The sequence below is a fragment of the Ureibacillus suwonensis genome, assembly GCF_042655065.1.
GTDB classification, from domain to species: domain Bacteria; phylum Bacillota; class Bacilli; order Bacillales_A; family Planococcaceae; genus Ureibacillus; species Ureibacillus suwonensis.
Genome location: NZ_JBHSNQ010000071.1, coordinates 1 through 12,938, shown reverse-complemented (window position 1 = coordinate 12,938; position 12,938 = coordinate 1). Strand labels below are relative to the sequence as shown.

At 43.8% G+C, this 12,938-nt stretch carries 13 protein-coding genes; 6 read left to right on the top strand and 7 right to left on the bottom strand.

The features are described 5' to 3' along the window. Window positions 1–50 precede the first annotated feature (50 nt). From ACFPOH_RS08170 to ACFPOH_RS08155, 4 genes are all read right to left on the bottom strand, one after another. Window positions 51–1,145: a nucleotide kinase gene (locus ACFPOH_RS08170; RefSeq protein ID WP_390309367.1), complete on the bottom strand. Its 1,095-nt coding sequence runs from the start codon at window positions 1,143–1,145 to the stop codon at window positions 51–53. Between the two features lie 4 nt (window positions 1,146–1,149). Further along, complete coding sequence (locus ACFPOH_RS08165) at window positions 1,150–2,331, bottom strand: glycine C-acetyltransferase (RefSeq protein ID WP_390309366.1); 1,182 nt, start codon at window positions 2,329–2,331, stop codon at window positions 1,150–1,152. A gap of 298 nt (window positions 2,332–2,629) precedes the next feature. Then, on the bottom strand, window positions 2,630–3,586 hold the full coding sequence (locus ACFPOH_RS08160; RefSeq protein WP_390309365.1) for an ATP-grasp domain-containing protein: 957 nt from the start codon (window positions 3,584–3,586) through the stop codon (window positions 2,630–2,632). Next, the gene (locus tag ACFPOH_RS08155) at window positions 3,587–4,645 is read right to left on the bottom strand and encodes an LLM class flavin-dependent oxidoreductase (protein WP_342470420.1); all 1,059 of its coding nucleotides are present in this window, start codon (window positions 4,643–4,645) and stop codon (window positions 3,587–3,589) included. 194 nt (window positions 4,646–4,839) lie between these two features. Between ACFPOH_RS08155 and ACFPOH_RS08150 the strand changes: the two genes are divergently transcribed. The 5 genes from ACFPOH_RS08150 to ACFPOH_RS08130 all read left to right on the top strand — a co-directional run bounded on the left by ACFPOH_RS08150 (window position 4,840) and on the right by ACFPOH_RS08130 (window position 9,955). Continuing rightward, window positions 4,840–6,129 (top strand): O-acetylhomoserine aminocarboxypropyltransferase/cysteine synthase family protein, encoded by a 1,290-nt coding sequence (locus tag ACFPOH_RS08150; RefSeq protein ID WP_342470421.1) that lies wholly within the window; start codon window positions 4,840–4,842, stop codon window positions 6,127–6,129. Between the two features lie 5 nt (window positions 6,130–6,134). Next, entirely contained in the window at window positions 6,135–7,127 is a 993-nt protein-coding gene (locus ACFPOH_RS08145) for an aliphatic sulfonate ABC transporter substrate-binding protein (protein ID WP_390309364.1), read from the top strand. 15 nt (window positions 7,128–7,142) lie between these two features. Beyond that, window positions 7,143–7,982: an ABC transporter permease gene (locus ACFPOH_RS08140; protein WP_390309363.1), complete on the top strand. Its 840-nt coding sequence runs from the start codon at window positions 7,143–7,145 to the stop codon at window positions 7,980–7,982. Between the two features lie 2 nt (window positions 7,983–7,984). Further along, the gene (locus ACFPOH_RS08135) at window positions 7,985–8,716 is read left to right on the top strand and encodes an ABC transporter ATP-binding protein (protein WP_390309362.1); all 732 of its coding nucleotides are present in this window, start codon (window positions 7,985–7,987) and stop codon (window positions 8,714–8,716) included. 735 nt (window positions 8,717–9,451) lie between these two features. Further along, the gene (locus ACFPOH_RS08130) at window positions 9,452–9,955 is read left to right on the top strand and encodes a GNAT family N-acetyltransferase (RefSeq protein ID WP_342470425.1); all 504 of its coding nucleotides are present in this window, start codon (window positions 9,452–9,454) and stop codon (window positions 9,953–9,955) included. A 71-nt stretch (window positions 9,956–10,026) separates the two neighbouring features. On the opposite strand, the gene ACFPOH_RS08125 is transcribed toward ACFPOH_RS08130, so the two are convergent. The 3 genes from ACFPOH_RS08125 to ACFPOH_RS08115 all read right to left on the bottom strand — a co-directional run bounded on the left by ACFPOH_RS08125 (window position 10,027) and on the right by ACFPOH_RS08115 (window position 11,922). After that, window positions 10,027–10,671 carry a YczE/YyaS/YitT family protein gene (locus ACFPOH_RS08125; RefSeq protein ID WP_342470426.1) on the bottom strand — a complete coding sequence of 215 codons (645 nt, stop codon included), beginning with the start codon at window positions 10,669–10,671 and terminating at the stop codon, window positions 10,027–10,029. A 149-nt stretch (window positions 10,672–10,820) separates the two neighbouring features. Then, window positions 10,821–11,306 (bottom strand): Cys-tRNA(Pro) deacylase, encoded by a 486-nt coding sequence (ybaK, locus tag ACFPOH_RS08120; RefSeq protein ID WP_342470427.1) that lies wholly within the window; start codon window positions 11,304–11,306, stop codon window positions 10,821–10,823. 121 nt (window positions 11,307–11,427) lie between these two features. Next, complete coding sequence (locus tag ACFPOH_RS08115) at window positions 11,428–11,922, bottom strand: DinB family protein (protein ID WP_390309361.1); 495 nt, start codon at window positions 11,920–11,922, stop codon at window positions 11,428–11,430. 126 nt (window positions 11,923–12,048) lie between these two features. On the opposite strand from ACFPOH_RS08115, the gene ACFPOH_RS08110 reads away from it, so the two are divergent. After that, window positions 12,049–12,801 carry an IclR family transcriptional regulator gene (locus ACFPOH_RS08110; protein WP_342470429.1) on the top strand — a complete coding sequence of 251 codons (753 nt, stop codon included), beginning with the start codon at window positions 12,049–12,051 and terminating at the stop codon, window positions 12,799–12,801. Window positions 12,802–12,938: the final 137 nt, after the last annotated feature.

Sequence of the window (12,938 nt, the reverse complement as noted above, 5' to 3'; positions counted from 1 at the left end):
TGACTTTGAACCCCTTGGACCCTCTCAAGAGAATCCAAGGGGTTTTCATGTTAAAACAGAAGGGCCGACTGTTTTTTCCATTTTGAAAAGTTCGTTGCTTGGTCAATGATTTCACGGATTTCCTTTTCTGCTTCAGCATACAATTTGGCGTAGTTCGTCGCACGGAGAATCGCTTTTCGATATTTCTTTGAAATTTCTTCAATTTTCGCCTCGGCTTCATCGGATAGTTGGCAATGTTTTGTAATGTCAAAGATGACATCCCCTTCCCTTCCATCTTCAGGGAAGTATTCGTGGGGAGCGGTACTGTCGAAAATGCAAAGCTTCAACTCCGGCAAAATGACCATGTCGATGGATTTGGAATCTAATCCGCACCACACCTTTTGGACATCAAACCCTCTTTTCAATGCATCCTGCGTCAATTTCTTCAGCATGGTCGACTTTCCTGTCCCTGGCAATCCCTTAATAAAATATCTTCTATCCATATTCCGTGTAATATTTTGCAGAAAATCTTTGGCCCCATCCGGCGTCAGCGTTCCGAACAAGCGGTGGGTTAAAACACCGGATTTATTGAGAAGCATGCCGTCAAATATTTGGTCAAAGAATTCATCCTGTTGCTGTTCATACGCCTTCCAATCCATATGGGCCTGCGTCTCTTTTTCCCAATCATCGTGAATCCGGATGGCTTGTTGAAGAGAAGCAAAACATTGATCATGCCATTTTTCGGCTTCCTCGGAAAGTTGCTTCAATCGTTCGCCATGTTTTATGAGGATCGGTTCTTCCAAACATTCATAGAAGGAAATGACTTTATCGCGGGTGCCAAGTTGCGTTGGTTCAATGGAAGGTTTTGAGCTTTGGAGAAATAAAGTGTCGATGCCTTTGATGAAGGTTGCCTGAATGGTATTTTCAAAAAGGGGATCATAGAAAAATTCGATATCATGGCCTTTATTGACATAATGATAGCCGATTTCTTTTAATAAATTGGAAACATTGAAGCCGAAGATGCCTTTCAAAAAATAGACTTCCTTGGCTTCCCGTACAATGTCTTTATATAGATTTTTCCATCCCTGTCCGGTCATTGCCTGCCCAAAATATTTTGTAATGGAACCTTTCAATGGATCATCCTTTCCGGGTGATTGTAGTGCCAAACACCTATAACAGCTCTTTCCCCACCTTTTCATAGATGGCAAGCGCCTCATCCAGCATTTCTTTCGTATGGCTGGCGGTTGGCATATTGCGGATGCGGCCTGTTCCTCTTGGTACGGTCGGATACACAATGGCTTTTGCATAAACGCCTTCTTCCAATAAACGTTTTGAAAACGCCTGTGTCAATTTTTCATCTCCAATGATGCAAGGGGTGATCGGCGTTTCCGAATTCCCGATATCAAACCCGAGCTTTTTTAATCCCGCTTTAAGATAATTGCCGTTCTCCCATAACTTGTCGGTCAGTTCTTTCGACTGCATCAACATATCAATCGCTGCAATGGTTGCCGCCACATCCCCCGGAGGCACCGCCGTTGAAAAAAGAAATGGACGGGATCGCACCTTCAGCCAATCAATCAGCCTTTTCTTCCCTGCCACATAGCCGCCGACAACACCGATCGCCTTTGACAACGTCCCAATCTGAAAATCGATTTCTTTCTCCAATCCGAAATGCTTTACCGTCCCTCTTCCATTCCCGGTGACCCCTGAACCGTGGGCATCATCCACATATGTGATCAAATCGAATTCCTTCGCGATTTCTACAATGTCCGGTAACTTCGCCAAATCCCCATCCATTGAAAAAACGCCATCGGTAATGACCATCATCTTCCGGTAGCGCCCGGATTCCGCGGCTTCCTTGGCCTTTTTCCGCAAATCATCCATATCAGAATGAGTATATACAACAATCTTTGCTTTGGATAATCGACAGCCGTCAATAATCGAAGCGTGATTCAATTGATCCGATAAAATGCAGTCGTCCTGATCCATCACTGCGGAAATGGCAGCCATGTTGCAGTTGAAACCGGACTGGTAGCTGATTGCCGCTTCCGTCCCTTTAAACTCGGCAATCTTTTCTTCCAATTGCTGATGCAAATCGAGGGTCCCGTTAATCGTTCGTACTGCTCCTGCCCCGACTCCGTATTTGTCGATGGCTTCTTTGGCCACTTTCTTCAGTTGCTCATTCGTCGCCAAACCTAAATAATTATTGGATGATAAATTAATCAACCTTTTGCCGTTGATTTCAATGACAGGCCCGTTCGCCCCTTCTAACACATCAATTCGGTTATATAATCCTTGGCTTTTTAATTGCTGCAAGTTTTCCTCAAGAAATGCATCCAGAACTTTTGCCAATTCTCCACCTCCAACTGGGTTGTTTACAGTCACTATATGACAGGAACCTTCAATTCTTATCCGATGAAACGCAAATTCCCGAAAGAAATGATGTTATTTCATATTAGAAAAAGCATGCACCCCGCTCAATACAAAAAATGGCGTTGATGAAGTGAAACTGGATTTACCGATGCTCGGGAAAAATTTCATTTTTACAATAAAAAAAGGCTTAAGCCCCCGTAAAAGCTTAAGCCGTTTGATTTTGTTCCACCGAAAGCAAAGGTGCGCCAAAAACTTCGGCCTGATTCAAAAATGCCCATCAGGCCCCGCTTACCAATGCTTTTTCACTTTCCAGCACTTTCCCTAAAAGCTTCGCCACTTCCAACATGCCGTATTTGCCTGCTCTTGCTTCCGCATCGCTGTTGTAATTCGTATTTGTATTAATGTCGTACGTAAAAACGACGCCGTTTTCATCCTTGATGAACTCAATGCCGGCAACTGCGATGTCATTGGCCTGCAAGAACGCTTCATACGTTGCGATTTGCTCCAAATCCACATCGTCAATGATTTCAAATTTTGGTTTCTGTTCCACCTGCTCGCCAACCGGGCAGAACAAGTCATTGATTTGGCAAGCATCTGCCGGGCAAAGCTCAAACCCTTTCGAAGTATCCACGCGCACAGCGTAGAAAAATTTTCCGCCGATGAATTCTGCCCGTGTAATATAGGATTCCGGCGCTTTAATATACTCCTGGATCAGCGTGATGCCGTCCACCGGCTCTTCATATGCCGGTCCATCAAGATATTCTTTCAATGCGTCGATGGAATGGAATAATTGTACACCAAGCCCTTTTCCGGCGCGGTTATGCTTTGTGATAAAAGGTGTTTTTCCCAGGCTTTCCGCCGCTTTCACAATCTGCTCTTTTCCGACTGCCCCAATCGTTTTTGGCACGCGGATCCCCGCTTTTTCAAGAGCGATGTATTGATTGATTTTGCTTAACTCCAATGATAATGCCTTCGTTCCATTCAATACTGTACGGCCGTGATGCTCCAGCCATGCAAGCACCGCCCCCGTCAACTCCGGAGCAAAGCGGTGGTTGCGCGTATGGGATGAAGCGCTCATCCGGCTATAGTAAATCCCTTTCGGCGGCTCCTTCGTCAGATCAACCGTCCCCTCGTCCAAATGCCACAACTCATAAGGGAGATTCAATTCTTCCAAACGTTTCGTCAGATGAACTGTCCATTCATCGTTTTCATGGATGACATAGATTTTTGACATTTATTTCACTCCTAATTTTTCTTTTCTCAATTCTTCCACCAACGGCATCACTTTTTCCGCAAAGCGGTTCATCTCTTCCAATTGAGGGGAGAATTGGAGAATCAATAAATTCACTCCGGCATCTTCGTATTCCAGTATGCGTCTTGCGATTTGTTCCGGCGTTCCGATTAAATTTGGACGCAAACCGCGGTTGGATACGGAATAGTCTTCCAGGCTGACATTTACATTTAATTGAGACTTGCTGATAAAATCCTGATATCCCGCATAGCCCGGACTTCCCTCAGATACATCCGTAATGCGGGCCAATTCTTCTTTCGCCTCTTCTTCTGTATCCCGGCAAATGACAAATGCGGCCATTCCAAAGGTTTCAAAAGGCGGTTTTCCTAAATTTTTTCTTCGATTTTGCATATCAGCAAGCTTTTCTCTCACTTCTTCCACTGTTCCCCCGTGGATTACATAAGAATCGCAAGTTTTGGCAATCGTTTGTTTGCCTGTTTCGCTTTCCCCGCCGGCATAGAGCGGAATATGGCGATTGCGCAGCGGCTTCGGCTCCAAATACGTATTTTCATATTGATAGAACTTCCCTTTATAAGAAAACGGCGTGTGATTCCATAAGCCTTTCAGCACTTCAATAAATTCTTCCGTGCGGGCATATCGGTCATCGTGGGCTGTAAACTGTCCGCCATATTGTCTCGCCTCTTCTTCCCACCATGCGGAAACAATATTCAATGAAAGTCTGCCTCCGCTGATGTGATCGATGTTTGTTGCCGTTTTCGCAAAAGTGGCAGGGTTATAGAATCCCGGACGGATAGCCACTAAGATTTCCAATTTTTCCGTAACGGCGCTGATGGCTGCCGCTGTGGACCATGCATCCATCGACGGCGCTTCAATTCCTTTTATATCATTTAAAAATAATTCCGGAATGAGTGTCATCGAATACCCTTTTTGTTCCGCATTTTGTGCCAATGTTTTTAAGTATTCAAAGGTAGTGGGCATGTTTTCATTTTCCACATTTCTCAGCCAGCCGCCCCAAACCGGCATCCAAAAGCCATATTTCATATTTGCTCCGCCTTCCTTTCTTTCTATTCGAAACTATCTGAATTTTTTAATTGCACTAATCCTATCACATTACTCTATTTAATTCAATAGTATTTTTCCTACAAAACATAGTTGACACATTGGATTAATGTGATATATCATGGTCGATAACAAAATGTTCAAAAAATTCACTACTCGAAGGAGAGACATTTCCAATGACTGAATACCGATTTGATACCCTTGCTGTACACCACGGCCAGGCGCCCGACAGCGACTATGGTTCAAGAGCTGTTCCTATATATCAAACCACTTCCTATGTTTTCGAAAGTGCCGAACATGCCAGCAAACTATTCGCTTTGGAAGCAGATGGTCACATTTATTCCCGAATGAGCAATCCGACGGTGGATGTCTTCGAAAAACGGATGGCTGCCCTTGAAGGCGGAGTGAGCGCCATTGCGACTTCTTCCGGCCAAGCGGCAATCACATTGGCTTTATTGACATTGGCAAAACCAGGCGATGAAATCATCGCTTCTTCCAATATATATGGCGGTACATATAATCTGTTGGATGCCACTTTGAGAAGGGCCGGCATTAACGTCATTTTTGTGCCGGGCACCGATCCAAAACAATTTGAAGAAAAAATCACCGATAAAACAAAGGCGATTTTCGCAGAAACAATCGGTAATCCCAGCCTGCATGTTTTGGATATCGAAGAAACCGCCAAAGTGGCCCATGCTCATGGCATTCCGCTTGTGATTGACAGCACCTTTACAACGCCTTATATTACAAAGCCGATTGAATGGGGAGCAGACATCGTCATCCATAGCGCAACAAAATGGATTGGCGGACATGGCACTGCCATTGCCGGTGTCATTATTGACAGCGGGAACTTCCCATGGGACTCCGGACGTTTCCCGGAATTTACGGAGCCCGATCCGACTTACCACGGTGTGCGCTTTTACGAAAAATTCGGCCGTGAAGCCTTCGCCTCAAAAGTGAGAGCGCAGCTTTTAAGGGATTATGGAGCTTCTTTATCCCCTTTTAACGCTTTCCTGTTATTGATCGGCCTTGAAACGTTGCACCTCCGCATGCAGCGCCACTGTGAAAACGCTCTGAAACTTGCACAATATTTAGAGCAGCATGAAGCGGTGGAATGGGTCCGATACCCGGGACTTTCCGGTCACGAATCCTATGAAAATGCCAAAAAGTATTTTAAAAACGGTTTTGGCGGAATTGTTGTTTTCGGTGTGAAAGGAGACCGGAAAACGGCCGCGAAAGTACTGGATGAAACAAAGCTCTGGTCCCATCTTGCCAATGTGGGGGATGCCAAATCCCTGATCATCCATCCCGCGACAACCACTCACCAGCAGTTGTCAAAAGAGGATTTGGTAAAAACCGGGGTTACAGAAGAAATGATTCGCCTCTCTTGCGGAATTGAAGACTTTGAAGATATTAAAGAAGACTTAAATCAAGCATTGCAAAAAGCAGTCTTACAAACCATTTAGAAGGAGTGTTTTCGTTGAAAAAGAACATTGCCATAGTGCTAACCTTAATTCTTGCTCTTACCCTCATTCTTCAAGGATGCTCATCAAGCAATGCTTCCGGGAATGAAGAATTGAAAACCATCCGTTTGGATTATGCCTATTACTCTCCTGCCAGTCTCATATTAAAATATAACGGCTGGGCGGAGGAAGAATTTGAAAAAGAAGGCGTCAAAGTCGAATGGACATTAAGCCAAGGTAGCAATAAAGCGCTGGAATTCTTGACTTCCAACAGCATTGACTTCGGATCGGCAGCCGGTGCGGCGACACTAATTACCAAAACAAAAGATGTGCCGATCAAAAACATTTATATTGCCTCCACTCCTGAATGGACGGCTCTTCTCACAAAAGATGCTTCCATTCAAAGCGTGGAAGACTTAAAAGGTAAAAAGGTAGCCGCCACTTACGGAACAGATCCATACATCTTCCTGCTTCGCGCATTGAATGAAGCCGGTTTATCCGAAAAGGATATTCAATTTGTCAACTTGCAGCACCAAGACGGCTATCAGGCTTTATTAAAAGGCGATGTGGATGCCTGGGCCGGCCTTGACCCAATCATGGCAACAGCCGAATTGAAATCCGGTGCGAAGATCTTTTATCGAAACATTGATTTCAATACGTATAACTTCTTAAATGTCCGGAAAGAGTTTGCGGAGAAACATCCGGAAGCGGTGGAAAAAGTGATTCAATTGTATGAAAAAGCCCGTGCATGGATCCTTGAGCATCCGGATGAAGCGGCGGAAATCATCTCAAAAGAAGCTCAAATTGATCTGGACATAGCGAAAAAACAATTGGAACGCACAAAATTTGATACGTACATCCCATCCGATGAACAAAAAGAAGCTCTTCATGCAGCCGGAGATATCTTGCAAAAAGCGGGCGTCATCAATCAGAAAGCGGATTTGACAAAACATATCGATGAATTGATTGATCCTTCTTTCGCTAAAAAAGTAAGTAAATAAGGAGGTTTACTAAAATTGAGTAAAAAAGTATCCGGAATATCCCAAACAATCCCGCTTTCTATTGAAACGAAAAAATCAGCCAAAAAGAAAAGAAATTCGAATGTATGGCTCGGCTTCATTTTGCCCGCCCTGCTGCTTGCCGTCTGGACGGCCGCAACGGAAACAGGATTTATTCCGTCTTACCAGCTCCCTTCCCCAAGAAATGTCATTGAACGGATTGTGCGTTTAGTGCAAGACGGTTCTTTATGGTCCCATGTCGGTATCACGTTTTACCGGGTGGGCATCGGGTTTTTCATCGGTACTGTGGCAGCCGTATTGTTGGGATCCATTGTCGGATTTTACAGCAAAGCCGAGAAAATTTTTGATCCGATCATCCAGGCATTCAAATCGATTCCTTCCTTGGCCTGGGTGCCCCTCTTCATCTTATGGATGGGCATCGGGGAAGCATCGAAAATCAGCTTGATCGCCGTCGGGGTATTCTTCCCTGTTTATTTGAACATCGTCAGCGGCATTTTGAACGTGGACCGGAAATTGATTGAAGTCGGAAAAGTATATGGATTGGGCCATTTCCAATTGGTCAAACGCATCATCTTCCCGGCAAGCCTCCCTTCCTTTTTCACAGGACTCCGTAGCGGCCTTGGGTTGGGATGGATGTTCGTCGTTGCCGCCGAATTGATGGGAGCGAGCGAAGGATTGGGATATCTCCTGGTGATCGGGCAATACTCTTCCTCCCCCGACATCATCATTGCCAGCATCTTGTTGTTCGCGATTGTCGGCAAATTGACGGACTGGTTTGTGAAAATTATTGAAAATAAAGTATTGGCATGGCGAGATACTAGCGCGATAGGAGGTTAAACATGCTTACCATCAATCGACTCAACCGCATTTTCGAAGGCGATAACGGCGTGCGGAATGTCTCCTTTTCCGTGGAAAAAGGCGAAATCATCGGGCTGCTCGGAAAAAGCGGTTCGGGGAAAAGTACCATTTTGAAAGCCATTGCCGGTCTCGATCAAGGATATAGCGGGGACATTCTCATCAATGGCGATAAAATTCAGGGACCCCACGAAGAAATCGGGGTCGTCTTCCAGGAACCGCGGCTTTTTCCATGGTTGACAGTGCTTGAAAATGTCCAGTTTGGCCTGAATGGAAATAAAAAAGAAAACACCGCTGCCGCTCGGGAACTGTTGAAAGAAGCGGGACTCGAACATGCGGAAAATTTATATGTCAAACAATTATCCGGCGGAATGGCGCAGCGGGTGGCGATCGCCAGAGCCCTTGTAACAAATCCAGGCCTGCTCCTTCTCGATGAACCTTTCAGTGCGCTCGATGCGTTTACCAAAATGCAACTTCAAGATTTGGTGCTGAAAATCTGGAAATCGCAGCAGTTAACGGCGGTGATTGTCACTCATGACATCGATGAAGCTTTATACTTATGTGACCGGATCATCGTCTTATCCGGAAAACCCGGGCAAGTGGAGCAGGAATTCCGCATCGAGGAAGCGCGGCCCAGAAACCGCGGCAGCGAAACCCTTGCCCGCATGAAAGCGGAAATTCTGAAATCTTTAGGTATTGAAGCGGTCTACAGTTAATTTAATTCTGTTGTCCGCTTTAATATAACCCCCCTGTTACACGGGAAGAGGCTGGGACATAACTAATAAAGTGAACGAGCTGCAAAAAAAATTTTTTGTAAAAAATTGATATCACAGAAAAATGATTGGAGTGACGGGGCGACTCCTGCGGGAACAGCCCGAGTCTCGAGACCCCGCAGGAGCGAAGGTTTGAGCTCCGAGGAGGCTCGAGCCGGGCCCGCGGAAAGCGTCCCCGGAACGGAAATCAATTTTCTTCAATTATCAAAAAAACACCATTTTTCTCCCGTGAGAAAATGGTGTTTTTTATCTTTTGTCCCAGCCTCTTTCTTTTTCTTGGCGTCCAAAGGGGATCTTGATCTGCTCAAGCGAAAAGTTCCCTGACCAGGAAGAACCCCGGTCCTTACAAAATAACTCCCACCTTTTGCATTATTTTTTATTATCCTTCAATATCATCCCTCCCGCCCTTCATTGAATTGTCCATCGATTTTTGATTTATCTATTGGTAGCGTAATTGTTGAAAGGTCTTAAAAATTCCCCCTTGCTGGAACTTTCGGTTATGGCGGACAATAATGGGGAGCCATTTCCCTTTCGAAATTGTTTTATTTTATACTGGTAATAGAAACGATTGGAATGAAGGAAAACAACAATTTCATATGTTCGGCTTGTGCAAACCCTTTCCACCGGCATCCAAACGTTGATTGAATGAAAACCAATGAATAATAAAGGATGATTAATGTGACGAATGAAGTGACTTTTCGTATTGCGACCCTTGAAGATTTGCCAATCATTGTGGAGATTTACAATTCGACGATTCCAAGCAGAATGGTCACTGCGGATACGGAACCCGTAACAGTGGAGGATCGATTACAGTGGTTTTATAGCCATAATCCTGAAAAGAGACCTTTATGGGTGGTGGAATTTGAAGAAGATATTTGTGGTTGGGTAAGTTTTCAGTCTTTCTATGGGAGACCTGCTTATGATGCCACTGTTGAAGTCAGCATTTATCTTCATGAAACCTATAGAGGAAAAGGACTGGGGAAAAAGATTTTAAGCAAGGTGATCGAGGAATGCCCTAAGTATAAAATTGACACGCTGCTTGCTTTCATCTTTGGACACAACGAACCAAGCCTTAAACTATTCTACAGTTTCGGCTTTGAAAAATGGGGGCATTTGCCGGAAGTGGCGGAATTGGATGGAGTTAAGCGGGATTTACTGATTCTCGGCAAAAAAATACGGTAAATAAATATATCCGACCCAAGAAAGGGATAAAAATTTCTTGGGTCTCTTTCTAAAAAAGCAGTGAATCATTTCTAATGGATAAACGGTTTCTCCCCTTCCATCGCTTCTTCCCCTATACATTTTAATAGCAGTTTCTGGAAGTAAGGCAATGCAAATTGCACAATATAGCCGGATCCAACCGCAATAATGACCGTGCCGATGCCAAAGGGGCCACCCAATATCCATCCGATCACAGCAACGATCAACTCAATGGACATGCGGGCAACTTTAATGCTTCCCCCCAATTTTTCAACAATCCACATCATCAATCCATCCCGTGGACCCGATCCTAAATTTGGCGAAATGTACATCCCTGTGCCAAAACTTAAAACAAAAATGCCGATCAAAAAATAGATCAATTGGAAGAAAAAATTCTCCGCTTCAGGCAAAAGCCAATAAAAGAAGTCGATGAACACGCCTGTCAACAACATGTTTAACCATGTGCCGATTTTTGGAAAACTTTTATACATGAGCGAAGTAAAGGCAACAATGATAAGCCCCGTTATAATTACCCAGGAACCGATCGATAATCCGATTGTTTTATATAAAGCGATATGCAACACATCCCACGCATTGACCCCGATTTCTTCTCCTTTAATCACCATCGCAATTCCCAACGCCATAATGATTAAACCGGCGATGTAAAATCCCCAACGCCATGAATAAACTTTCCTCATCCTTCAAGCCCTTCTTTCTATCTAAATCTTTCTACCCCTGCTTCCAAACAAACATTTTCCACATGCCGCTGGAGCCATACCGGCATTTTTTGAATGGTCAACACGTTCCTGGAACAGAACTTCCTGCCCCTTCTTCATTACGAAAAAATCTATTTTTTTGTAACAGAAGCAAAATCCGCATCTACTGCATTTGCCAAATCCATTGGGGCCAATTGAATTTGCAATCCAATTTTTCCTCCGCTGACGATGATGTAATCAAGATTTTCCGCGGACTTATCAATAAATGTCGGAAACAGCTTTTTCATGCCGATGGGTGAACAGCCTCCGCGCACGTAGCCGGTTGTCCCCAGCAAATCTTTTAAAGGCAACATCTCCACTTTCTTTTCACCGGCCACCCTTGCAGCCGCTTTTAAATCCAACTCCGCTTCCACGGGGATTACAAACACATACATTTTTCCAGCCCCTGCCGTCGTCACAAGGGTTTTGAAGACATGGTCCACCGGATGCCCTATTTTCTTCGCCACCGATACCCCGTCGATTGCCCCCTCCGACTCATAAGCAATGGATTGAAAAGGCACCTTTTTTTGTTCCAATAACCGAATAGCATTGGTTTTTGCGATTTTCTTTTTCGTCACCTTTCATCACCTTCAATTTCCATTCATGCAATACCTATCATATCAGATTTTCCTGGAGCGGGTTGGATCGTCTTCATGAAAAAAGACCGTCCCTTACCGAAACGATCTTTCCCCTTGCCACTTACTTCACTTTTTCAAGATGACGTACCATTTGGCCGTAATGACTTTCCACATGATCGATAATTAAGTGATCGATTAAAAAAGACAACGGTTTGCCATCAAACTTTGGATTATAGCTGGGCGCGGTTTTTTCTAAATCCTCTTCCTTCACTTTTGACAGTACCTGTTCAACTTTAGGAACAAGATTTTTTAGTTTTTCAACCGCTTCTTCTTTTTTCAATTGGGATACCACCTGATTACTAACCGCTGCCAAACGGCGAACATGCTCGTGATTGCGTCCCCATTTGGCCCCTGGTACAATAAGCAATGCTTCTAAATCCGCCACCCAAAAATCCACTGCTTCCAAAACATGTGATACAATTTGCATAGCGGACCATTCCTTTTCGGAAGGCTTCATATACAACTTTTCTTCATCTGTGTTTTCCAGCACTTCAATGATTTTCTCTATACTGTTTTTGAATGATACCAGTTTGTCATTTAATACTTGAACAACCATATCAAACTCCCCTTTATCAAAATAGTGAATTTTACCCCTTATATTGATAATATATATCATAAAATATTAAACTATTATTAATGAATACGCAATGAATACAACCTACACCAGAAAGGAACAATTTTTATGACAAAATCTCCTTCAACTATCGGTTCACTTAGTCAAGGGATTAAAATCATTGATGTCGTCGCACAAAGCGACGTTCCGGTGAAATTTACGGAACTCCAGCAAAAAACAGGTATATCCAAAAGCAACCTTTATAAATATTTGAACACACTAACACAGCTTGACCTGTTATATCGGGATCGACAAGGTTCCTACTCTCTTGGCTACAAACTCCTTGAATACGGAAATGCAGCCATGAGAAATCATGATATCACAAGCAAATTATCTCCGTACTTCAAAGAAATCAGCAATATTACGCAGATGTCCACTTCTCTTTCCATTTGGTTAAATGATTGCCCGGTGATTACAAATATTTGGAATACCAATTACGGCATTAATATCGGCGCCCAAATCGGCACAAAACTGCCTCTTTTATCCGCCGCCGGGAAAGTGTTTGCCGCCTATTCAAAGAACGAAGAAGTGGCCCAATGGATTAAGCTGGAGCAAGAAAGGATTCCGAATTTTTCTGAGGAACAATTTCATAAAGAATTGCAGGAAATCCGCAGCTCCCATGTAGCCTTTGCGAAGGAACCGCTTGTCAATCATGTATCTTCTTTCGGCGTGCCGATTTTAAATTACAAAAATGAAATTATAGCCGCTGTTGCGGTAATCGGGTTTACGGAAAACATCCCGAACGATCCAAAAGTTGAAATGATTCAAAAAGTCATCGACATATGCAAGGAAATGTCAAGAATTTACGGCTATCATGAATAAGAGTGAAAAATGAGGCTGGGACAAAACTAGCTTCAAAATAGGAAAAAGGAGAATTTGAGCCAACTCAAATTCTCCTTTTTCCATTTCTCTCCATTATTTTTGGTCAGTTGATCTTTGTTGGCCGTGTATTTCCGTAA

What these genes read in the sequence shown, in the direction of transcription:
- ACFPOH_RS08135 (WP_390309362.1), top strand. Translation starts at nt 7,985, where the DNA reads ATGCTTACCATCAATCGACTCAACCGCATTTTCGAAGGCGATAACGGC.
- ACFPOH_RS08150 (WP_342470421.1), top strand. Translation starts at nt 4,840, where the DNA reads ATGACTGAATACCGATTTGATACCCTTGCTGTACACCACGGCCAGGCG.
- ACFPOH_RS08115 (WP_390309361.1), bottom strand. Translation starts at nt 11,922, where the DNA reads ATGGTTGTTCAAGTATTAAATGACAAACTGGTATCATTCAAAAACAGT.
- ACFPOH_RS08110 (WP_342470429.1), top strand. Translation starts at nt 12,049, where the DNA reads ATGACAAAATCTCCTTCAACTATCGGTTCACTTAGTCAAGGGATTAAA.
- ACFPOH_RS08125 (WP_342470426.1), bottom strand. Translation starts at nt 10,671, where the DNA reads ATGAGGAAAGTTTATTCATGGCGTTGGGGATTTTACATCGCCGGTTTA.
- ACFPOH_RS08155 (WP_342470420.1), bottom strand. Translation starts at nt 4,645, where the DNA reads ATGAAATATGGCTTTTGGATGCCGGTTTGGGGCGGCTGGCTGAGAAAT.
- ACFPOH_RS08160 (WP_390309365.1), bottom strand. Translation starts at nt 3,586, where the DNA reads ATGTCAAAAATCTATGTCATCCATGAAAACGATGAATGGACAGTTCAT.